Source organism: Novosphingobium malaysiense (genome assembly GCF_000802225.1).
Classification (GTDB): Bacteria; Pseudomonadota; Alphaproteobacteria; order Sphingomonadales; family Sphingomonadaceae; genus Novosphingobium; species Novosphingobium malaysiense.
Window position 1 is genome coordinate 101,633 of the sequence record NZ_JTDI01000002.1, and the last position, 20,305, is coordinate 121,937.

Sequence of the window (20,305 nt, forward strand, 5' to 3'; positions counted from 1 at the left end):
GTCAGCATCACTGCATCCTGCTAATTCAGCCGCGGGTGTCGAATTCGACGCCGAAAAGGTTGCCTTCGGCCCAGCGCACGAGACCCCAGACCTCGCGGCCATCCTCGAGATGGGCGCGCACAACTTCGTTGACGGCAGGGGCCGTGCCGATGGCGGCCGCACTCAGACCTTTGGACGAGATGTCGCGCACGATGACCTCGATGGCCTCTCCGCGAGAATCGGTGAGCGCGAAGCGCGCGCACTTGTTGCGCCGGCGCTCGCGAAGGATCGGGGTCGGTTTGAATTTGCTCTTGTCCATCCGTCCGTAGGACGGTCGCGGGAGGCGGGGTTTAACCTTGTTTCGCGCTTGGGTGCCCACCCTGCTGTGGCTAGGCAGAATTCGCGCTTCGGTGCGGCAATGCGTTGGTACTCCCCTCCCGCAGGCGGGAGGGGGCGGGGGTGGGCTTCCCAGCGCAGCCTGACCGTCTAACGCAACGGCTTCAGGTCGCCCGTGCCCATGTATTTCGCCAGCCCGCGGTGCAGGTTCGTCACCTTGCGCTCCTGCCAGGGGTTGGGAAGGTTGCCGCGGAAGCCGCGCGATTTGTAGCCGCGCTGGACCTCGACCATGTTCGAGATGTCCTGCGCGATGACGTAGGGCCACTTGTCGAGGTCCTGCTCGACGTAGGTCCATTCGGTCTCGGGCTCTTCGCCTTCTGGGAAGCGGTCGAGTGCGACGGCCTCGAAGATGCACTTGTCCGGATCGGTGCCGTAGGGGCGCACGCGGTAGGCGAGCGAGAAGGTCGGGCCCGGAATGAAGTTCATGTTCGGGAAGACCGAGAGCGCCAGGCCCGCCGCGGCCATCTGCTCGTTGCTGATCTCCGGCCAGATCACACCGCGTTCGGCATCGATGCGCTTGGCGGTGTCGAGCCAGTACTTGTGCACTTCGGCGGCAGGAGTGCCTTCGGGCAGTTCCTCGGGCAGGCGCTGCGCGGTCTTCACCAGTGTTTCGCTGGTGCTCGCGCCGATGGTTTCCCAGTATTCGAGCTGCATCTGCGCGATGGTGTCCCGTGGATCGCCATCGCCCGCCGCGCGGTGGACGCTGGTTTCCGCCGTGGTCTGCTCGTCGCGGTGGGCCTTGGAATCGAAGCCGGTCTGGCCGTGGAGGCCGAAGGCCTTGGAGAAGGAGTAGAAGTCCCCGTACTTGATGAGCTGCGGGTGCGTGCCCTGCACATGGTAGGGTTCGAGGAAGGCTTCGAGCGCGACTTTCCAGTTGCAGTCGAAAATGCCCCAGAAGCGGAAGCGGTAGCGCATCTTGTCGAATTCGAACGGGTCGATCAGTGTCGCGATCGGTTCGAGGTATTCGCGCAAGGGGCCCGCGTCCGGGTCCATGTTGATCCAGATCCAGCCGCCCCAGGTATCGACCTGCACGGGCGTCAGGCTGGTGCAGGCCGAAAAGGCACCCGGCGTGCCGAGCGCGCCGTTCCAGTCCTCGCTGTCGGGAATGTAGGCGGCATCGCCGTCCAGTCCGAATGTCCAGGCGTGATAGTTGCAGCCGAACTTGAGCGTGTTGCCTTTCGCGCTGTGCGCGCCGGTATCCTGCGCCACCGTCTTCGGGCCGCCGCCGGTGTTGTTGCCGACGAGCCTGCGGCCGCGGTGCGGGCAGACGTTGTGATAGGCCTTGAGCGTGGTGGGCGTGTCGCGCACGATCAGGATCGAATCGTGGCAGATGTTGTAGGTGATGTAGTCGCCGACGTCCTTCAGCTCCTCCACGCGCCCGGCCTGTTGCCAGACCTTGGACCACAGGCGTTCGGGCTCGGCTTCGGCATATTCGCGGCTGATGAAGGCCTCGACCGGATAGGTGAGGGCTTCGGAAAGGTCTTCGCTGACCAGTGTCTCGGGCTTGTTCATGACATCCTCCAGAAAGAGCAGGGCAGGGCGGTTTTGCCGCTCCTGCCCCGGTCGGTCATTCCGCCGGTTCGAGCGTTTCGGGCTGCGTCAGCACGAGCCCCTCGAGCTTTCCATCGGCGCGCCACCTGGCCAGCATCTCGCAGAACGGGTAGTACCCCTCGCCCCACGGCTCGCCGAAGATGTGGCGCTTCTTGGTGTCGTCGCCCTCGTTGTTGAAATAGGAGGGCGTGCACTCGGTGACGAACTCGGAGTTGTCGACCGCGATCGAACGCAGGTGCGTGATATAGGCGTCCTGCGCTTCCTGGCTCGGCTCGACCCGCACGGCGCCGCGCTTGAGCGCTTCGCTGGCGATGTAGCCGATGTGGAAGCCCTGATCGATGAAGGTCTTCGAGTTGCTGGCGTTGAACGAGGCCTGCGTGAAGCCGGTGAAGAACATGTTCGGGAAGTTGTGCGCCGTCATGCCCTGGAAGGTCTGGAAGCCCTCGCGCCAGTAGTCGTAGATCGACAGGCCGTTTTCGCCTTCGATGGTGTCGATGCCCCAGCGGCGGTCGAGGTCGCTGGTGACTTCATAGCCCGAGGCGAGGATGATGCAGTCGCACTCGTATTCCTTGCCCTTGTACATGAAGCCGTTCTCGGTGAGCTCTTCCAGGCCGCGCGTTTCGGCAACGTCGATCAGGTCGACGTTGTCCTGGTTGAAGCACTGGTAGAACTCGTCGTTCGAAGCCGGGCGCTTGCACTGGTAGCGGTAGTAGGGCTTGAGTGCTTCGGCGGTTTCCGGGTCCTCGACCAGGTCGGCCACGCGGTTGCGCAGGCGTTCCATCACCCGGTAGTCCATCACCTCGCGGCGTGCGGCGAATTCCTCGGGGGTCCATTCCGGCCAGCCTTCGGCTTCGCGCTCGGCGCAGACGTTGCGGGTGACCTCGGTCCAGATGTCCTGGATCATGTCGGGCTCGCCGCGCTCGGGCATGTCGAAGACGAAGCGATGGAAGTTGCGCACGCGCTCTTCCTGCCAGCCCGGCTTCTGGCTCTTGAACCATTCGGGATCGATCGGCTTGTTGTTGCGGGCATCGATCGTCGAGGGGGTGCGCTGCACGACGTAGGTGTGCTTGGCGTGGCGGGCGAGGTGCGGCACGACCTGGATCGCGGTCGCGCCGGTGCCGATGATCGCCACCTTCTTGTCGCCCAGCTTGCCGAGGTTCGTGTCGCGCCAGCCGCCGCCGGTATATTCATAGTCCCAGCGGGCGGTGTGGAAGATCTTGCCCTTGAATTTGTCGATGCCGGGAATGCCGGGAAGCTTGGGCTTGTTGAGCGGACCCATGGCCATGACCACGAAGCGCGCCTTGATGTCGTCGCCGCGGTTGGTGCCGACGTGCCAGCGGTTGATGTCCGGATCCCACTTGAGCGACTGGATCATCGTGTGGAACAGCGCGTTCTCGCGCAGGCCGAAGGCCTCGGCGATCATCTGGCAGTGATCGTGGATCTCGTAGCCTTCGCAGAACTTCTTCGAAGGCATGTAGCCGGTCTCTTCGAGCAGCGGCATGTAGACCAGCGAATCGTTGTCGCACTGCAGGCCGGGGTAGCGGTTCCAGTACCAGGTGCCGCCGAAGCCGCCGCCGTGGTCGACGTTGTAGAAGTTGTCGATGCCCGCCTTCTTCAGCTGGGCCGCGACCATCATGCCGCAATAGCCGGCGCCCAGGATCACGACATCGGTTTCGCCGGTGATCGGATCGCGCGGGGCGACGGGGGTGTAGGGATCGGTCTCGTAAGCGTCCTTCCATCGGCCGCTCGCGGGAATGTACTGTTCGTTGTGGTCCTTCTTGATGCGCCGATCGCGCTCCTGAAGGTACTTTTCGTGCATCGCCGGGATGTCGATCTCGGAGGCCGGGGGGCATTTGGTCGGGTTGTAGATCGTCATTGCAGCCATCCTCAGGTGTTAATCAACAGTGTTGTTGACTTGATACCGAGGCGATGCGGCTGCTAGCTTTGATTTGAATCAAGTTCGTCGGCGTCAAAGAAAATGATCTGAGAAAAATGAACCCGTTTGCATCTATTGACAGCGATCAATGTTGCAGGGGCGCACCTGAGAGAAAAGGCTGCTTGCCGGTCTTGCACCGCTGCCGATGTTTCGGCCTTGGTGTGAACCGCTTCTCCCCACCTTCGGGCGGCCCCGCCTCGTGACGGGCCGCCCCATTTTTTTGCTCTTCAGGTTTTCTGAACGCGTCTAGTCGGCCGCGCGGCTGCTGCGCGCCTCGCGAAGAATCTCAAGCGCTTCCTTCACGACATAGAGCGCGATCCCGCCGCCGACAACGAGGTCGAAATAGCGCAGCTCCGTGAGCAAGACGGCTAGGCCCGCCAGGATCACCGCTGCATTGGCGACCACATCTGCGCGGGTGAAGATCCATGCGGCCTTGAGGTGAACTTCATCGCGCCGCTGCCGGCTGAGCAACCGCAGCACGTAGACGTTCACCGCAAGGGCAATGCCGGCAATGGCGATCATCCAGCCGCCTTCCGGCTCGCCGCCCCACAGCATCCGCCGCACCACATCGACCAGCAGGCCGAGACCGACGAGCAGGAGCAACGTCCCGCTTAGCGTCGCGGCATTGGACTTGAAGTGTCCGCTGCGGCCGATGGCGGCAAGCGCAATGGCATAGGCGGTGGCGTCGGTGAGCATGTCGAGACCGTCCGCGACGAGCCCGGTCGAATGGGCGAAGAGCCCTGCCGTCGTTTCCACGACAAACATCGCGGCATTGAGCCCGAGCGCAATCCAAAGCGTGCGCCGCTGCGCCTCGGTTTCGACCGCTGTTGGTCCGCATCCGCAATCCGACATGCGCGCGTTCTAGGCCATGACCTGGGTCCTGCCAATTGCCGGACGCCGCGTGATGCTACTTCCTGGTGGCGAACCAGATCAGGTGCTTGGGGCCCTTGCCGTTGCTGCGCGAGGCGACCTTCACTTCATCGACATTGAAGTCCGCGCGTTCCAGGCGGCGGGTGAACGCCGGGTCGGGACCCGCCGACCAGATCGCGAGCACACCGTCGGGCGTGAGCGCCCGTTTGGCGGCGCGCAGGCCGGTCTTCGAATAGAGGACGTTGTTGTCCTCGCGCACCAGACCGTCGGGGCCGTTGTCGACATCGAGCAGGATGGCATCGTAGTCGCCTTGCGCGGCTTCGATGAAGGTCGCGACGTCGGCCATCACCAGTTTGACGCGCGGATCGTCGAGGCAGCCCGCGGCCAGCTCCGCCATCGGCCCACGCGCCCATTCGATGATCTCGGGCACGAGTTCGACGACGGTGACTTCGGCATTCTCGGGCAGCATTTTGAGCGCCGCGCGCAAGGTAAAGCCCATGCCGTAGCCGCCGATCAGCATCGTCGGCCGCTTCGGATTGCCGATGCGCTCGAGCGCCATCGTCGCCAGCGCCTCTTCCGAGCCCCACTTGCGCGTCGACATCAGCTCGTTGTGGCCGAGCACGATCATGTAGTCCTGGTCGTGCTTGAACAGCTCGAGCTTCTCGCCGCCGGGGACCCAGGCGGTGTCGATAAGCTCGCGTGTGATCACGACTTCAGGTCCGGTGCCGTCGCTTCGCCCTTCAGCATCGCGATCGCCTCGTCGAGGCTCATCATCTTCTGCTGCTGTTCGCCCAGCGTGCGCACGGCAACCGTGCCCTCCTCGGCCTCGCGCTTGCCGACGACCAGCAGGTGCGGGATCTTCTTCAGCGAGTGTTCGCGCACCTTGTAGTTGATCTTCTCGTTGCGAAGATCGGTCTCGACGCGCACGCCTGCGGCCTTGAGCTTCGCGGTCACGTCCTGCGCATAGGCATCGGCATCGGAGACGATGGTGGCGACCACCGCCTGCACCGGCGCGAGCCAGACCGGCAGCTTACCCGCGAAGTGCTCGATCAGGATGCCGATGAAGCGTTCATAGGAGCCGAAGATCGCACGGTGCAGCATGACCGGGCGGTGCTTTTCGCCATCCTCACCGATGTAGCTGGCATCGAGCCGTTCGGGCAGCATGCGGTCGGACTGGATCGTGCCGACCTGCCAGGTGCGGCCGATCGCATCGGTGAGGTGCCATTCCAGCTTGGGCGCGTAGAACGCACCTTCGCCCGGCAGTTCCTCCCAGCCGTATTCGTCGGAGGCAAGCCCGGCGCGCTCCACGGCATCGCGCAGTTCCTGCTCGGCCTTGTCCCACAGGTCGTCGCTGCCGATGCGGTTGTCCGGGCGCAGCGCCAGCTTGATCGAATAGCTGAAGCCGAAGTCCTGGTAGACGCGGTTCGCCAGTTCGCAGAAGGCCTGCACCTCGTCGACGATCTGGTCCTCGCGGCAGAAGATATGCGCGTCGTCCTGCGTGAACTGGCGCACGCGCATGAGGCCATGCAGCGCGCCGTGTGGCTCGTTGCGGTGGCAGCAGCCGTTCTCGTAGAGGCGCAGCGGCAGTTCGCGGTAGGACTTGATGCCTTGGCGGAAGATCAGCACGTGCGCCGGGCAGTTCATCGGCTTGAGCGCCATCCAGTCGGCGTCGTCCGAGACCAGCGGGCCTTCGTCCTCGGTGTTCGGCACCTCGTCGGGGATGACGAACATGTTCTCGCGGTACTTGCCCCAGTGGCCGGACTGCTCCCACTGGCGCGCGTCCATCACCTGCGGGGTCTTCACCTCGCGGTAGCCGGCACCATCGATGGCGCGGCGCATGTAGGCTTCCAGCTCGCGCCAAATCACATAGCCCTTGGGGTGCCAGAACACCGAACCATGCGCTTCGGGCTGCAGGTGGAACAGGTCCATCTCGCCCGCCAGCTTGCGATGGTCGCGCTTGGCCGCTTCCTCGAGGCGCGTGAGGTGCGCGTTGAGCTGCTTCTTGTTGAGCCAGCCGGTGCCGTAGATGCGCGTGAGCTGCGCGTTCTTCTGGTCGCCGCGCCAGTAGGCACCCGCCACGCGCATCAGCTTGAACGCCTGCGGATCGAGCTTGCCGGTGCTGGGCAGGTGGGGCCCGCGGCACATGTCGAGCCAGTCCTCGCCCGACCAGTAGACCGTCAGGTCCTCGCCTTCGGGCAGTTCGGCAGCCCATTCGGCCTTGAACTGCTCGCCGTCCGCCTTCCACTTGGCGATCAGGTCTTCGCGGGTCCAGACTTCGCGGCGCAGCGGCTTGTCGGCCTTGATGATCTCGCGCATCTTTTCCTCGATGGCGGGAAGATCGTCCATGCCGAAAGGCTCGCGCGAGGCGGGGGCCATGACGTCGTAGTAGAACCCGTCGTCGGTCGCCGGACCGAAGGTGATCTGCGTGCCGGGCCAGAGCGCCTGCACCGCTTCGGCCAGCACGTGGGCAAAGTCGTGGCGGGCGAGTTCGAGCGCCTCTTCCTCGTCGCGGCCGGTGACCAGCGCCAGTTCGGCATCGCCAGTGAACGGCCGGGAGAGGTCGACCATCTCGCCGTCGACTTTCGCGGCAAGCGCGGCCTTGGCAAGGCCGGGGCCGATCGCTGCGGCGACATCCGCCGGGGTCGAGCCTTCGGGCATCTCGCGAACCGAACCGTCGGGCAGGCTGATCTTGAACATCTCGGACATCGAAACTCGTCTTTCCGTTTCTGGCAATCGGGCCGTTTCCAGCCTTATTGGACCTTGAGCGGGCCATGGCACAGGCGCGCGCGCGGGTGAAGCTTCGGCGTCAGCTAATTTTGTCCGTTCGGGAGGTGACGCCAGCCGCCCGAACCCCGGGCGACGGTGGCTGCGCGTTCAGGCCGCGACCAACCGTGCCCGGGCGTGCCGGGTAGTGGTGGTGGTAGTCGTGGTGCGCTGCTGCGTCATGCCGGTCGCTGTAGCGACCGATCGCGGAAATGTCATCCGTCAAGTGCGTCGTGGCGGAATTGCCGGTGACGCCCGGCGCAAGAAGGCTGACGGCCTTCATGCATATTCGTGATCGCACCCGGCCAGATCCGCACGCACGAGCGCGGTGAGCAGCGAGGGAAGCTTGTCCTTTCCGACGAGGTCGGAAAGGCCGGCGGCATCGTCTCCGAGTTCGATCTTGTGCGCCACGTCGAGGGCCTTCCTGTCGGCGAACGGTTGAAGTTCATTCCACACGCCCTGGGCCTCGCGTGCGAAGATTTCGGCGCCGAGCGGGCCGATACCGTTGAATTCCTGCAGCAGTTCGAGGATGCGGGCGCCATCGCCGTCGGCCTTCTCGCGCAGCTTGCGCAAGTCGCCGCCATAGCATTCCTTGAGCAGCGCGCTGGTCTTCGCGAGCTTGGTCGAGGTGCTTTCGTCGAAGCGGGCATAGCCGTGTTCATTGAGCACTTTCACGCGCTCTTTCCAACTCGCGTCGCACATGTGATCGACCGTCGTGAGGCCGGCATCGTTGAGCGCGCGCGCAGCCTCTACTGCCTGGCGCGCCCCGATCCGGGCGCTGAACAGCAGGCAGGCGACCAGCCACTGGAAAAGCGGCATCGGCTCGTTGCGGTCGAGAGCGATGCCGATCTCTTCGGCATAAGTCGTGCCGTGGTCGGCGACCAGACGCCGGGCGCGGTCTTTTTTAGAAGCCATGCAGCGGGAACGTGCAGGCGGCATTCGCGTTCCCGGAGCCGATCAGCCGGCGCGGTCCGCGCGGCGGTTCAGCAGATGGACGATAAGCCACCCGGCCGTGATGCAGACAAAGGGCATGACCGGATAATGGAAACGCGACTGGCCGGAAAAGACCACGCAGATCAGCGTCGGGTAGAGCGCGATGCCATAGGGCAGCAGCCACCAGCCGATCCAGCGCTGCCCGTCGCGATGCCGCTTCACCAGCATGACGAAGAAGGCCAGGGCGAAGGCCAGCATCAGCACGGCGTAATAGGCCTGGTTGGCATAGCGCACGGCCCGGTACACGGCTTCGAAGCGCTCATACCCGGGCGCGCCGCCCTGATAGGCCCATTCGGCCTCGCCATCGGGCAGCCACAGGCGCATCAGCTTTTTCGGGGCCAGCGCGAGGAACTTGTCGGGGTTCTGCTCGATCCATTCAAGGCCGAGCCGCTTGGCTTCGGCATCGCGGCTCACTTCGTCGAGGCCGGGCCGGGCCATCAGCTCCTGCACCACCGGCGCATCGGGGGTGTAGTCGCCTGTCGCGGTGTCGTGGTTGCCGGTCAGCAGCGTGTAGCCGCCGTTGGTCGAGATCATCACCCAGTGATCGAGCTGCGCGTGGTTGCGGATGCTCCACGGCAGCACGGTCAGCATGGCGACGCCCAGCACCAGCAGCCCTTCGCCGAACAGCCGCGGGAAACGCTGCCAGATCTGGCGCTGACGTAGCCATTCGATGGCGAAGAGCAGCGGGATCACCACCACGGTCTGCGCTTTCACCAGCGTGGCGAAGCCGAAGATCAGGCCGGCGCCGACGAGCTGCCAGCGGTTGGTGCGCGTGACGATTGCCCAGCACCCCGCCATCAGCAGCATCGTGTAGAACACTTCGGTCAGCGCCAGCGGCACATAGCCGATGGCGTTGGGATAGACCGCGAGCAGCAGCAGCCCGGCGCGCGCCGCCGCTTCCGATCCGAACAGCCGCCGGCCCAGCGCCAGCGTCAGCAGCCCGATCAGCATCGCGCTCACCAGATTGAACAGGCCGAGCACCACCGTCGAGGCGCCGAACTGGGCAAACACCAGCGAAAGCGCGATCGGCCATCCCGGCGGCCAGAAGGCGGTCGGCTGACTGGCATTGTCGAGATAGCCGTTGCCCGCCGCGAGGCTGACGGCGCGGATGTAATACCATTCCGCATCGGATGTCGGCGCCACGTCGATCATCAGCACCGCGACGCGCAACGCGAAATAGAGAGCCCATATCGCCAGCAGCACCGAGCGTTCCGTCCCGAACCATTCGAGCCGCTGTGCGAGCGGCGAGGGAGGGGAGGGGAAGCGAATGACCTGGGCGCTCATGATGGCGCTTCGTGTAGCGGCGGGTGCTTAAGATCGCATTATCTTTGTTGATCTGCCGCCCACCTTGCGCTTGCCGCCTTGTCCTTGCCGCCTGCGGCCCCCACTATCGCGCGCATGACCCAGACACGCATTCACGCCATGCCCGACGGGCGAGAGATCGCCTACCGCTTCACGCCCGGCCAGGGCCCCGCGCTCGTGTTCCTGCCCGGCTACATGTCCGACATGGCGGGCGGCAAGGCGACCGCGGTGTTCGAGATGGCGCAGGCCACGGGCGTCGCCTGCCTGCTGCTCGACTATTCGGGATGCGGGGAAAGCGGCGGAGATTTCGCCGACGGCTCGCTGACGCGCTGGAAGGAAGAGATCCTCGCCCTGATCGAGGCGCTGAGCATCAAGGGCGCCGTGCTGATCGGCTCGTCGATGGGCGGCTGGCTGATGCTGCTGGCCGGCCTTGCGCTGGGCGACAAACTCAAGGGCCTGATCGGCATCGCCCCTGCACCGGACTTCACCGAATGGGGCATCCCCCAGATGGACAAGGCCCTGCTCGCCGATGGTGAGACGATCTACGAGGACAACCCCTACGGCCCCGAACCGACCCCCACTCACCCCGGCTTCTGGGCGGAAGGGCAGGCGAACCTGCTGCTTGAAGGCGAGATCGCGCTCGATTGCCCGGTGCGGCTGCTGCATGGCCAGCGCGATCCCGACGTGCCGTGGGACATTTCGCTGCAACTGGCCGAAAAGCTCCGTTCAGCCGATGTGCAGGTCACGCTCATCAAGGACGGCGATCACCGCCTTTCGCGCGACTCCGACATAGCGCTGCTGCTGCGAACGGTAGCCGAGATGATCCTGCCTCGCGGAACGGCGGAAGCCTGACCGGAGACCGTTCCCATGCCCCTCACTCTCATGCTTCCCTTGCTGCTGTCCCAGGCTGCGCCTTACGATATCAACAATCCCTATGCCTCGGCCCTGCCGCGCGAGATCGTCGAGAAGAAAGCCGACGAAGACCGCAAGCGGCGCGAAAAGGAGGCAATGGAAGTCGCGCTGCCCTCGTCGCGCCCGTCATCCGGTTGCATGAATTCCGTGGAGTCCGATCCGCAGCGCTCGGCCGAGTTGGCGCGCAAGGCGCTGACCGATGCCATCGGTCGCGAACGCGTACGGGCGGGACTGTGCCTCGGCGTGGCCTTGAGCGACCTCGGGCAGTGGGACGATGCGCGGGAAGCCTTCGTCAATGCGCGCGATGCCGCGGCAGACGACGATCATGCCAGTCGTGCGAGACTCGGTGCGATGGCAGGCAACGCGGCGCTTGCCGGAGGCGCGCCGGGCCAGGCGCTCGGCCTGCTTGCGCCGGCTGCAAGCGAGGCCAATCAGGCCGGCGACACCGCCCTTGCAGCTTCGATCGCGCTGGATCGGGCACGGGCGCTGGTGGCGGTGAACCAGCCCGGCGAGGCCGCGACCGCGCTGGCGCAGGCGCGCGAGGCGGAGCCGGACAATGCGCAGGCCTGGCTGCTTTCCGCCACGCTCTCGCGCCGACAGAACAAGCTGATCGAAGCGCAGGCACAGATCGAGAAAGCCGCCCAGCTTGCCCCGCGCGATCCCGAAATCGGGCTGGAGGCCGGCGTGATCGCCGTGCTTTCGGGCAAGAACGAGGCCGCGCGCCGGAGCTGGAATTCGGTTGTTGATATGGCGCCGGAAAGTGATGCAGCGGCCACGGCGCGCCAGTACATCTCCCAACTCGGACCCGAAAGTACCGCGAAACCATGATTCCTCTCTCGGTCCTCGATCTCGTCTCCGTGCGCGAAGGCGGCTCCGTCGCCGATGCGCTGGCGATCACGACGCAGACCGCGCAAGTCGCCGAACGCGCCGGGTACAAGCGCTACTGGGTGGCCGAACACCATGGCATGGAGGGGATCGCGGGAGGTGCGACCTCGGTCGTGCTGGCCCACCTCGGCAACGCCACCAGCACGATCCGCATCGGCGCCGGCGGCATCATGCTGCCCAACCACAATCCCTACGTGATCGCCGAGCAGTTCGGCACGCTCGCCGCGCTGTTTCCCGGCCGGGTCGATCTCGGGCTGGGCCGGGCCGCCGGCGCGGACGGTCGGCTGGCCAATGCCCTGCGCAAGGACATCGTCGGCGCTGCCGATCATTTCCCGCAGGACGTGGTCGAACTGCAGGCCCGCTTTGCCGGGCAGGCTGTGGGCGGCGTCGCCTCGCCGCAGGCTTCGGGGGCGGACGTCGACATGTGGATCTTGGGATCGAGCCTGTTCGGCGCGCAGCTCGCGGCCATGCTGGGCCTGCCTTACGCCTTCGCCTCGCATTTCGCGCCCGCGCTGCTCGATCAGGCGGCCGCGATGTATCGCGAGAAGTTCAAGCCCTCTCAGGTCCTCGACCGGCCGCACTTTATGGCCGCGATCAACGTGCTCGCCGCCGATACCGACGAAGAGGCGTGGTATCAGGCCTCCTCGACCGACCAGAGCTTCGTCGCCCTGCGCAGCGGCACGCCCGGTAAGCTGAAGCCGCCGGTGCGCGGCTACCGGGAGACGCTGCCGCAGGCCGCGCGCGACATGCTCGGGCAGGTGCGCTCGGTCAGCGCGATCGGCACACCCCAGACGGTGCGCACGGAAATCGAGGCCTTCGTCGAACGCACGCGCGCGGACGAACTCATCGTCGGTGTCGCCACATTTGACCCGGCTGCCCAGCAGCGCTCGCTGGAATTGACCATGGACGCACTGGCCTGACGGATTGATCCTGATCAGGGAAAGACAATTGCGCCGGGGGCATTGACCGAAAGCGAAAATTACTGGATCGGGAGCGGCCATGAGCAAAGCAGACGTCGTAATCGTGGGAGCAGGGCATGGCGGGGCGCAGTGCGCCATCGCGCTTCGCCAGAACGGCTTCGAGGGGACCATCACCGTCATCGGCCGCGAGCCGGAATATCCTTACGAGCGTCCGCCGCTCTCCAAGGAATATTTCGCGCGGGAGAAGACCTTCGACCGGCTGTATATCCGGCCTCCGACGTTCTGGGCGGAAAAGGAAGTCGATTTCAAGCTCGGCACCGAAGTCCTCAAGGTCGATCCCAAGACGCACGAGCTCAAGCTCTCCAATGGCGAGACCTTCGGCTACGGCAAGCTGATCTGGGCCACCGGGGGCGACCCGCGCCGCCTGTCGTGTTCGGGCGCGGAGCTTGCCGGCGTGCATGCCGTGCGCACCCGCGAGGACTGCGACACGCTGATGGCGGAAGTCGACGACGGAACGAAGAACGTCGTCGTGGTCGGCGGCGGCTATATCGGCCTTGAAGCGGCAGCGGTGCTGTCGAAGTTGGGGCTCAACGTCACGCTGCTCGAGGCCCTGCCGCGCGTGCTGGCGCGTGTCGCCGGCGAGGAGCTTTCGGCGTTCTACGAAAAGGAACACCGCGACCACGGCGTTGATCTGCGCACTGAAGTCATGGTCGAATGCCTCGAGGGCGATGGCCACAAGGTCACCGGCGTCAAGCTGGCGGACGGCGAGGTGATCCCGGCCGAGGCGGTGATCGTCGGTATCGGCATCGTGCCCGCCGTCGGCCCGCTGATCGCGGCAGGCGCTGCCGGCGCCAACGGCGTCGATGTGGACGAATACTGCCGCACCTCGCTGCCCGACGTCTACGCCATCGGCGACTGCGCCGCGTTCGCCTGTGAATATGCCGGCGGTAACGTGATGCGCGTCGAATCGGTGCAGAACGCCAACGACATGGCCACGTGCGTCGCCAAGGCGATCTGCGGCGACGAGAAGCCCTACCATGCCTTCCCGTGGTTCTGGTCCAACCAGTACGACCTGCGCCTGCAGACGGCCGGCATCAACGTGGGCTTCGACAAGACTGTGATCCGTGGCAACCCGGATGACCGTGCGTTCTCGGTCGTCTACCTGAAGCAAGGCAAGGTCGTGGCGCTCGACTGCGTCAACATGGTCAAGGACTACGTCCAGGGCCGCAAACTGGTCGAAGCGGGTACGGCGCCCGATCTCGGGAAGCTGGCCGACAAGGACGTGCCGCTCAAGGAACTGCTGTAAGCCGGTCGCGGGCCCAGTGGGCGGCTTCCGCCACCACGGGGTCGGGATCCTCCAGCAAGGGCTCGACCTGCGCCAGCAGGCCGGGCCTTTTGCTGTTCCCCGCCGCGTAGAGGCAATTGCGCACGAAGCGGTTGCGGCCGATCCGCTTGATCGGGCTGCCAGAGAACAGCTTGCGGAACCCGGCATCGTCGAGCGTGAGCAGGTCGGCGAGGTCCGGCGCGGCCAGTTCCGCGCGCGGCAGGAAGGCCTTCATCGTGTGTGCGGTCTCGGCGAACTTGTTCCAGGGACAGACCGCCAGGCAATCGTCGCAGCCGTAGATGCGGTTGCCCAATCCTTCGCGCAGGTCCTCGGGCACCGGGCCCTTGTGCTCGATGGTGAGGTAACTGACGCAGCGCCGGGCATCGAGGCGGTAGGGTGCGGGAAAGGCATCGGTCGGGCAGACGTCCTGGCAGGCCCGGCAAGATCCGCAGCGGTCGCGGCCCATGTTCGACACCGGCAGGTCGAGCGTCGTGTAGATCTCGCCCAGGAACAGCCATGAGCCGTGATCGCGGCTCACCATGTTGGTGTGCTTGCCCTGCCAGCCGAGCCCGGCAGTGGCGGCCAGCGGCTTTTCCATTACCGGCGCGGTATCGGTGAAGACCTTGACGCCGGCCTCGCCTAGCCCGCGCTTCTCCGTCTCGGCGACGATCCAGCGCGCGAGGTGCTTCAGCGCCTTCTTCACCGTGTCGTGATAGTCCGCCCCTTGCGCGTAGATGGAGATCCGGCCGACCTCGGACTTGTCGGCAAGGTGCAGGGGATCGTCGGCGGGCGCGTAGCTCATGCCCAGCGCGATCACGCTTTTCGCCTCCGGCCAGAGGCCTTGCGGCGAACGGCGGTGATGCGCGCGCTCTTCCATCCAGCCCATCGTCCCATGCATCCCCTCCTGCAGCCAGCTATCGAGCCGGGCCGCGCGGTCTGGATCATCGCTCGCGGGCGCTATGCCGAAGGCACAGAAGCCGAGCATTCGCGCTTCGGCCTCGATATCCTGAGCGAAGGCGCTTAGCGTGGTCTTAACCGAACCTGCGCCAGTGCTTGCGCTTGCAGTAGGATTGGGTGGCGTCATGAAGGCTGAACTAGGAGATTGGCCGATGCACGGCAACGTATCAGCCTCTGGACGACCGCTGGCGATCGAGGCACGCGGGCTCATCAAGCGTTTCGACGGCTTCACCGCCGTCGACGGGGTCGACCTGTCGGTCCCCGAAGGCGCCGTCTACGGTATCCTCGGGCCCAACGGCGCAGGCAAGACCACGACGCTGCGCATGCTGCTGGGCATCATCGATCCCGACGAAGGCTATCGTCGGGTACTCGGCGCCGAACGCCCGCACGACGTCGCGCACACCATCGGCTATCTGCCCGAGGAACGCGGTCTCTATCCGGCGATGAAGGCGGTCGATGCGATCGCTTTCGTGGGCGCCTTGCGCGGTCTGCCCCTCAAGGAAGGCCGCCGGCGTGGGCGCGAACTGCTCGAACAGCACGGATTGGGCTATGCCGCGGATCGCCAGATCCGCCAGCTTTCGAAGGGCATGGCGCAGCAGGTGCAGATCCTCGGCACGCTGGTCCACAAACCCCGCCTGGTGGTGTTCGACGAGCCCTTTTCCGGACTCGACGCGATCAACCAGGGCAAGCTGGAACGCATGATGCGCGGGCTCGCCGAAGACGGCACCACGGTGATCTTCTCCACCCACGTCATCTCCCACGCCGAACGCCTGTGCGACGACGTGGCGATCATCGCCGCCGGCAAGGTGCCCTTTGCCGGGCCGGTCGACGTGGCGCGCGACCGCATTCCGGCGCAGGTGCGCCTCGAAACCCGCAGCGGCGACGGCCCCTGGCGCGCGGCCCTGCCGGCCGACCTGCGCCGTGACGGCAAGAGCGACGGGGGTGCCTTCTGGTACTTCCCGCTGCCCGAAACCGGCATCGAGCCGCTCCTGCGCGCGCTGATCGAGGGCGAGGCCGGCATTCTCTCGCTCTCCATCGAACGTGCGGGGCTGCACGATGCCTTCGTCGCCATTGCGGGCGAAGCGGCGGCGCGCGCGCTGGAAGAGGAAACGCCGGAGGCGATCGGCCGATGACCGAGGCCCGCCAGTCCGGCCGCCTGTCCGTTTTCGCTGCAGCCTGGGTCATCGCCCGGCGCGACTTCGTGGCGATCCTGTTCTCGCGCACCTTCTTCTTCTTCCTGCTCGGCCCCCTGTTCCCGGTCATCGTCGTGGGCCTGGCGGGAAGCGTCGGGCAACGCGTGGACCAGACCGCCGCGCAGCCCGAAGTCGGGGTCGTCATGGAAGGCGCCGATGCCGATGCCATGGTGCGGGCCCGAGATGCTCTGGCCGAGAGGCTGGGCAGCGGGCTGCCCGGCTTCCTGGTCGTCAAGCGGCTCGAACCCGGCGAAACCTACGATCCTGCCGATGCCTTTGCCGGGCGCCGGGCGAATATCGCGGCGGTGCTGTCCGGCACGCCCAGTGACCCGGTGCTGACCGGTCCCAGCAATCAGATCCATGCCTGGAGCGGGGCCGTGGCGATGGTTGCGGCGCAGGCTCGGGATGGTGAATTGCAACCGTGGCCGGACGTGACCTTCCAGGCGACGGCGACCAGCAACGCCAGCCAGCGCGCCGGCCGGCTCAAGACCGCACAGGGCGCGCAGATGCTGCTGTTCCTGCTGACGATGATGCTGGCGGGCATGGTCCTTTCCAACCTCGTCGAGGAGAAGGGCAACAAGATCATCGAGGTGCTGGCCGCGGCCGTGCCGATGGAATCGGTGTTCTACGGGAAGCTCTTCGCAATGCTCGCCGTCTCGCTCGTCGGCATCTCCGTGTGGGGCTGCGTGGGCGCCTTGATCTACTTCGGTGCCGGTTCGGCCTTCCCCGATTTCCCGACCCCGGCGGTCGGATGGCCGCTGCTGTTCGGACTGGGCGTGATCTATTTCGCCATGGCCTACCTGCTGCTTGGCGCGGTGTTCCTCTCGATCGGCTCGATGGCGGCGACGGTTCGCGAAGTGCAGACGCTGTCGATGCCGGTAACGATGATGCAATTGATGGTCTTCTTCCTGGCGACTTTCGCGATGACGCAGCCGCACGGTGGAGATCTTCTCGGTCATGTTCCCGTTCAGCTCGCCATTCGCGATGCTGGCGCGCGCGGCCCAGGATCCGGCGCTTTGGCCTCATGCCGTGGCGTTCGCCTGGCAGGTGCTGTGCGTCGGCTTGCTGGTGCGCGCCGGCTCGGCCCTGTTCCGCAAGCGCGTGATGAAATCGGGTCCGGCGCGTACGAAAAGGAAGGGAGGGCGTGGCCGCGGAAAGACCCGTTCCGGCGAAGACACGCAAAAGGTCGCGACGGGCGTGTAACCTTTTGGGTGCCGCTTTCGAATTGCATTGGGAGGGATCGTTCCGAAATAGGGTCTGCCGGGCCGGTCTCCAAACCGGAGGAAGGCCCGATCGAGATGAAGGAGAGCCCTGATGGTCGATACGGCAAGCCGCCGGAAGATCCTCGCCTGGATCGGCGCGGGCGCAGCGCTGCCGGTGCTGTCCGCCTGCGGCAGCGGCGATGCTCAGGCAAAAACCTATCCGGTCCGTTACAGCAAGGCGGAATGGCGACGGCGCCTGACGTCCGAGCAGTTCCGGATCCTGCGCGAAGCCGGCACGGAACGCCCCTATTCCTCGCCTCTCAATGACGAGCACCGTTCCGGCACCTTCGTGTGTGCTGCCGATGGCCATCCGCTCTATTCGTCCAAGACGAAGTACGATTCCGGTACGGGCTGGCCGAGTTTCTGGAAGCCGCTGCCGGGCGCCATCGGTACGTCCACCGACTACAAGCTGGGGTATCCGCGTACCGAAGTGCACTGTGCCCGTTGCGGCGGACACCTGGGGCATGTCTTCGACGACGGACCGCCGCCGACCGGCAAGCGCTATTGCATGAACGGCGCGGCGATGAAGTTCAAACCGGCCTGATCAGCGCCCAGTTTCCAGTCGAGACGCACAGCAACGGCTTCCCTTCAAGGCAAGGCCCGAACCAGCAAGGGTTCGCCAGGCAGACCGGCCGACCTTCCGGCGCTCGGGGGCCAAAAACCACTGGTGCGGGCGGCGGGACTCGAACCCGCACGAGCAAAGCTCAGGGGATTTTAAGTCCCCGGCGTCTACCATTCCGCCACGCCCGCACGGCCAGCGTCGGCGCGGTCTGGCAGATCGCGTGAAGCGCGGCAACCGGATGCGACGCCAAACCTGTAGGAAGTCGCCTCAGTCGGCGTTGAGGCGTGCGCGCATTTCCTTGCCCGGCTTGAAATAGGGCACGCGCTTTTCGGGGACGTCCACCGATTCACCGGTGCGTGGATTGCGGCCTTTGCGGCCTTCGCGATGGCGAGTGGAGAAAGCGCCGAAGCCGCGCAGTTCGACACGGCCTCCGTCGGCAAGGCGCTGTGTGATCTCCTCGAAGAAGGTATCCACCGCACGCTCGACGTCTTCGCCCCGTAATCCGGGATTTTCCTTGGCCAGTGCCTGTAGCAGCTCGGACCTGATCATTTAGCAAACCCCCCCGCGAAAAAATTGGCAAAACCCTCGCGAATCATAAAATTACACAAGGCCGGCCCGTGGATGACAGGGAAAATGCCATTGTGCTCCGCTTCGCGCAATGCCTCGACGGGATATAGTACAAATTGGCCATAACCAGCCTTTGCACCGGGCGGGGCGAACGGCCGCCCCCCATTTACACCCCGGTTTTGGCCGCTAACTTGCCTTCCCTTCAGACGTTCCTCCGGGATCAAAAAGGATAACAAGGCGTCGCATGAAGGACATCGCAAGCTGGACAGAGGGTGACTGGATCGCGGCAATCGCCGCGGTGGCCCTGTTTATCGTACTCGCCATCGGCGGCTTGATCGCCACCCGCAAGAGCGAGGAATTCGTCGGTCACCCGCGGGGACTCTTCGTCCTGTTCTATGCCGAGATGTGGGAGCGTTTCTCCTACTACGGCATGCGGGCGCTGCTGATCCTCTATCTCACGAAGTTCTGGCTGTTCAGCGACAGCGATTCGAGCCTGATCTACGGCGCCTATACCAGTCTGGTGTACATTACCCCGGTGCTGGGCGGCTATCTGGCCGACCGCTGGCTGGGGCAACGCAAGGCGGTGCTGTTCGGCGGTCTCGTTCTCGCGCTCGGCCACCTGTTCATGGCCTACGAAGGCCTGCAGAACGTCACCGATCCCGCCGTCAAACAGGCGGACCCGGCGATCAACGTATTCTGGTTCGCGCTGGCGCTGATCATCGTCGGCTCGGGCTTTCTCAAGGCCAATATCTCGGTGATCGTCGGCCAGCTCTATTCGATGCGCGATAACCGGCGCGACGCAGCCTACACGATCTTCTACATGGGCGTGAACACGGGCGCCGCGCTCGGCACGATCCTCGTCGGTTATCTCGGCGAGACGATCGGCTGGTCCTGGGGCTTCGGCCTTGCCGGCATCGGCATGGTGCTCGGCCTGATCATCTTCGTGGCCGGCAAGCCGGCCCTGCGCGGCAACGGCGAACCGCCCGTCCCGCTTGCGAAGAAGAGCGAAACGCTGCTCTATGCCGTCGGTGCCGGTTCCGTCGCGGTGATCTGGCTGCTCATCCAGTACGTCGACGTGATCCAGACGCTGCTCATCGTCACCGGCTTGGCGATGCTGGCCTACACGCTCTACGAGGCGTTCAAGCTGCCCAAGGAGCCGCGCGAGCGCATCTTCGCGATTCTCTTCCTGATCGCGCTGAACCCGGTGTTCTGGGGCCTGTTCGAACAGGCCGGCGGCTCGCTCAGCCTCTATACCGACAAGTTCGTCGACCGTGGCGGCGTGCCCACCAGCCTGTTCCAGTCGATCAACCCGATCTACATCGTGCTGTTCGGCCCGATCTTCGCAGGCCTGTGGCAATGGCTCGGCAAGCGCGGCTGGGAGCCGTCTGCGCCGGCCAAGTTCGGCTTCGCGCTGGTCCAGGTCGGTCTCGGCTTCCTCGTTTTCGTTTGGGGCGCGGGTACTGGTGATCCGGCGGTGATGACCTCGGTCGTCTTCGTCTTCCTGATCTACCTGCTGCACACCACCGGTGAACTCTGCCTCTCGCCCGTCGGCCTCTCGGCGATGACGCGCCTGGCCCCGCTGCATCTCGGCAGCTTCATCATGGGCGCCTGGTTCTACATGACTGCGGTCGGCAACTTCGTGGCCGGAAAGATCGGTGAAGCGACGGGCGGCGAAGGTGGCGAGATGAGCAAGGAACTGACCCTTCAGATCTACACCAAGATCGGCTGGATCACGATCGGCATCGCTGTCGTCGTCCTTCTGCTTTCTCCCATCGTCAAGCGCTGGATGCACCTCGATACGCTCGAGGATCGCGATCTCGAAGGCCGCGACGAAGTCGGCCTGGAGGCGCAGGAAGCGGGCATGCACCCGACGCTCAAGTCCGACTGACACGCTGGACAGTTGACGAGCCGCCGGCCGTGGGCCGGCGGCCAA

At 65.3% G+C, this 20,305-nt stretch carries 18 protein-coding genes, 1 tRNA gene and 1 pseudogene; 8 read left to right on the plus strand and 12 right to left on the minus strand.

The genetic code is table 11. The features are described from left to right. Positions 1 to 25: 25 nt before the first annotated feature. The 9 genes from LK12_RS05395 to LK12_RS05435 form a co-directional block, all read right to left on the minus strand. Complete coding sequence (locus LK12_RS05395) at positions 26 to 298, minus strand: histidine kinase (protein ID WP_039280554.1); 273 nt, start codon at positions 296 to 298, stop codon at positions 26 to 28. A 167-nt stretch (positions 299 to 465) separates the two neighbouring features. Beyond that, positions 466 to 1,887, minus strand: coding sequence for an aromatic ring-hydroxylating oxygenase subunit alpha (locus LK12_RS05400; protein WP_039280555.1), 1,422 nt, complete (start codon positions 1,885 to 1,887; stop codon positions 466 to 468). Positions 1,888 to 1,942: 55 nt separating this feature from the next. Further along, positions 1,943 to 3,802: a flavin-containing monooxygenase gene (locus LK12_RS05405; RefSeq protein WP_039280556.1), complete on the minus strand. Its 1,860-nt coding sequence runs from the start codon at positions 3,800 to 3,802 to the stop codon at positions 1,943 to 1,945. Positions 3,803 to 4,108: 306 nt separating this feature from the next. Further along, positions 4,109 to 4,714, minus strand: a complete 606-nt coding sequence (locus LK12_RS05410; RefSeq protein WP_039280557.1) for a cation diffusion facilitator family transporter — start codon at positions 4,712 to 4,714, stop codon at positions 4,109 to 4,111. Positions 4,715 to 4,769: 55 nt separating this feature from the next. Next, the gene (locus LK12_RS05415) at positions 4,770 to 5,441 is read right to left on the minus strand and encodes a spermidine synthase (RefSeq protein WP_039280558.1); all 672 of its coding nucleotides are present in this window, start codon (positions 5,439 to 5,441) and stop codon (positions 4,770 to 4,772) included. Further along, positions 5,438 to 7,438, minus strand: a complete 2,001-nt coding sequence (thrS, locus tag LK12_RS05420; protein ID WP_039280559.1) for a threonine--tRNA ligase — start codon at positions 7,436 to 7,438, stop codon at positions 5,438 to 5,440. Before thrS ends, LK12_RS05415 begins: the two co-directional genes overlap by 4 nt. Positions 7,439 to 7,538: 100 nt before the next feature. Continuing rightward, positions 7,539 to 7,778 carry a hypothetical protein gene (locus LK12_RS05425; protein WP_039280560.1) on the minus strand — a complete coding sequence of 80 codons (240 nt, stop codon included), beginning with the start codon at positions 7,776 to 7,778 and terminating at the stop codon, positions 7,539 to 7,541. Then, on the minus strand, positions 7,775 to 8,410 hold the full coding sequence (locus LK12_RS05430; RefSeq protein WP_039280561.1) for a hypothetical protein: 636 nt from the start codon (positions 8,408 to 8,410) through the stop codon (positions 7,775 to 7,777). The genes LK12_RS05425 and LK12_RS05430 overlap by 4 nt, the downstream gene beginning before the upstream one ends. Before the next feature lie 42 nt (positions 8,411 to 8,452). Further along, positions 8,453 to 9,772, minus strand: a complete 1,320-nt coding sequence (locus tag LK12_RS05435) for an ArnT family glycosyltransferase (protein WP_039280563.1) — start codon at positions 9,770 to 9,772, stop codon at positions 8,453 to 8,455. Positions 9,773 to 9,886: 114 nt separating this feature from the next. Between LK12_RS05435 and LK12_RS05440 the strand changes: the two genes are divergently transcribed. The 4 genes from LK12_RS05440 (at position 9,887) to LK12_RS05455 (ending at position 13,813) form a co-directional block, all read left to right on the plus strand. Then, on the plus strand, positions 9,887 to 10,642 hold the full coding sequence (locus LK12_RS05440; RefSeq protein ID WP_039280565.1) for an alpha/beta hydrolase: 756 nt from the start codon (positions 9,887 to 9,889) through the stop codon (positions 10,640 to 10,642). A 15-nt stretch (positions 10,643 to 10,657) separates the two neighbouring features. Then, on the plus strand, positions 10,658 to 11,530 hold the full coding sequence (locus LK12_RS05445) for a tetratricopeptide repeat protein (RefSeq protein WP_039280566.1): 873 nt from the start codon (positions 10,658 to 10,660) through the stop codon (positions 11,528 to 11,530). Next, positions 11,527 to 12,507, plus strand: coding sequence for an LLM class flavin-dependent oxidoreductase (locus tag LK12_RS05450; protein ID WP_039280568.1), 981 nt, complete (start codon positions 11,527 to 11,529; stop codon positions 12,505 to 12,507). The genes LK12_RS05445 and LK12_RS05450 overlap by 4 nt, the downstream gene beginning before the upstream one ends. Before the next feature lie 79 nt (positions 12,508 to 12,586). Next, the gene (locus tag LK12_RS05455) at positions 12,587 to 13,813 is read left to right on the plus strand and encodes an NAD(P)/FAD-dependent oxidoreductase (RefSeq protein ID WP_039280570.1); all 1,227 of its coding nucleotides are present in this window, start codon (positions 12,587 to 12,589) and stop codon (positions 13,811 to 13,813) included. Here LK12_RS05455 and queG read toward each other — a convergent pair. Continuing rightward, positions 13,797 to 14,915 (minus strand): tRNA epoxyqueuosine(34) reductase QueG, encoded by a 1,119-nt coding sequence (gene queG, locus LK12_RS05460; RefSeq protein ID WP_082010382.1) that lies wholly within the window; start codon positions 14,913 to 14,915, stop codon positions 13,797 to 13,799. The two genes, LK12_RS05455 and queG, sit on opposite strands and share 17 nt — an antisense overlap. 25 nt (positions 14,916 to 14,940) lie before the next feature. On the opposite strand from queG, the gene LK12_RS05465 reads away from it, so the two are divergent. The 3 genes and pseudogenes from LK12_RS05465 to msrB all read left to right on the plus strand — a co-directional run bounded on the left by LK12_RS05465 (position 14,941) and on the right by msrB (position 17,787). After that, positions 14,941 to 15,921, plus strand: coding sequence for an ABC transporter ATP-binding protein (locus LK12_RS05465; protein WP_039280572.1), 981 nt, complete (start codon positions 14,941 to 14,943; stop codon positions 15,919 to 15,921). 443 nt (positions 15,922 to 16,364) lie between these two features. Beyond that, positions 16,365 to 16,862: pseudogene (locus LK12_RS25360) on the plus strand (ABC transporter permease); the annotation flags it as partial. A gap of 433 nt (positions 16,863 to 17,295) precedes the next feature. Next, positions 17,296 to 17,787 (plus strand): peptide-methionine (R)-S-oxide reductase MsrB, encoded by a 492-nt coding sequence (gene msrB / locus LK12_RS05475; protein ID WP_039280573.1) that lies wholly within the window; start codon positions 17,296 to 17,298, stop codon positions 17,785 to 17,787. A gap of 121 nt (positions 17,788 to 17,908) precedes the next feature. Here msrB and LK12_RS05480 read toward each other — a convergent pair. After that, positions 17,909 to 17,993: transfer RNA gene (locus tag LK12_RS05480), tRNA-Leu, on the minus strand. Positions 17,994 to 18,072: 79 nt separating this feature from the next. Then, complete coding sequence (locus tag LK12_RS05485) at positions 18,073 to 18,354, minus strand: integration host factor subunit beta (RefSeq protein WP_039280575.1); 282 nt, start codon at positions 18,352 to 18,354, stop codon at positions 18,073 to 18,075. 262 nt (positions 18,355 to 18,616) lie between these two features. Here LK12_RS05485 and LK12_RS05490 point away from each other — a divergent pair, with 262 nt between their 5' ends. After that, the gene (locus tag LK12_RS05490; protein ID WP_039280577.1) at positions 18,617 to 20,260 is read left to right on the plus strand and encodes a peptide MFS transporter; all 1,644 of its coding nucleotides are present in this window, start codon (positions 18,617 to 18,619) and stop codon (positions 20,258 to 20,260) included. The last annotated feature ends 45 nt before the right edge of the window (positions 20,261 to 20,305 follow it).

What these genes read in the sequence shown, in the direction of transcription:
- LK12_RS05435 (WP_039280563.1), bottom strand. Translation starts at nt 9,772, where the DNA reads ATGAGCGCCCAGGTCATTCGCTTCCCCTCCCCTCCCTCGCCGCTCGCA.
- LK12_RS05410 (WP_039280557.1), bottom strand. Translation starts at nt 4,714, where the DNA reads ATGTCGGATTGCGGATGCGGACCAACAGCGGTCGAAACCGAGGCGCAG.
- LK12_RS05465 (WP_039280572.1), top strand. Translation starts at nt 14,941, where the DNA reads ATGCACGGCAACGTATCAGCCTCTGGACGACCGCTGGCGATCGAGGCA.
- LK12_RS05485 (WP_039280575.1), bottom strand. Translation starts at nt 18,354, where the DNA reads ATGATCAGGTCCGAGCTGCTACAGGCACTGGCCAAGGAAAATCCCGGA.
- msrB (WP_039280573.1), top strand. Translation starts at nt 17,296, where the DNA reads ATGGTCGATACGGCAAGCCGCCGGAAGATCCTCGCCTGGATCGGCGCG.
- queG (WP_082010382.1), bottom strand. Translation starts at nt 14,915, where the DNA reads ATGACGCCACCCAATCCTACTGCAAGCGCAAGCACTGGCGCAGGTTCG.
- LK12_RS05425 (WP_039280560.1), bottom strand. Translation starts at nt 7,778, where the DNA reads ATGAAGGCCGTCAGCCTTCTTGCGCCGGGCGTCACCGGCAATTCCGCC.
- thrS (WP_039280559.1), bottom strand. Translation starts at nt 7,438, where the DNA reads ATGTCCGAGATGTTCAAGATCAGCCTGCCCGACGGTTCGGTTCGCGAG.
- LK12_RS05430 (WP_039280561.1), bottom strand. Translation starts at nt 8,410, where the DNA reads ATGGCTTCTAAAAAAGACCGCGCCCGGCGTCTGGTCGCCGACCACGGC.
- LK12_RS05445 (WP_039280566.1), top strand. Translation starts at nt 10,658, where the DNA reads ATGCCCCTCACTCTCATGCTTCCCTTGCTGCTGTCCCAGGCTGCGCCT.
- LK12_RS05405 (WP_039280556.1), bottom strand. Translation starts at nt 3,802, where the DNA reads ATGACGATCTACAACCCGACCAAATGCCCCCCGGCCTCCGAGATCGAC.
- LK12_RS05450 (WP_039280568.1), top strand. Translation starts at nt 11,527, where the DNA reads ATGATTCCTCTCTCGGTCCTCGATCTCGTCTCCGTGCGCGAAGGCGGC.
- LK12_RS05395 (WP_039280554.1), bottom strand. Translation starts at nt 298, where the DNA reads ATGGACAAGAGCAAATTCAAACCGACCCCGATCCTTCGCGAGCGCCGG.
- LK12_RS05455 (WP_039280570.1), top strand. Translation starts at nt 12,587, where the DNA reads ATGAGCAAAGCAGACGTCGTAATCGTGGGAGCAGGGCATGGCGGGGCG.
- LK12_RS05400 (WP_039280555.1), bottom strand. Translation starts at nt 1,887, where the DNA reads ATGAACAAGCCCGAGACACTGGTCAGCGAAGACCTTTCCGAAGCCCTC.
- LK12_RS05490 (WP_039280577.1), top strand. Translation starts at nt 18,617, where the DNA reads ATGAAGGACATCGCAAGCTGGACAGAGGGTGACTGGATCGCGGCAATC.
- LK12_RS05440 (WP_039280565.1), top strand. Translation starts at nt 9,887, where the DNA reads ATGACCCAGACACGCATTCACGCCATGCCCGACGGGCGAGAGATCGCC.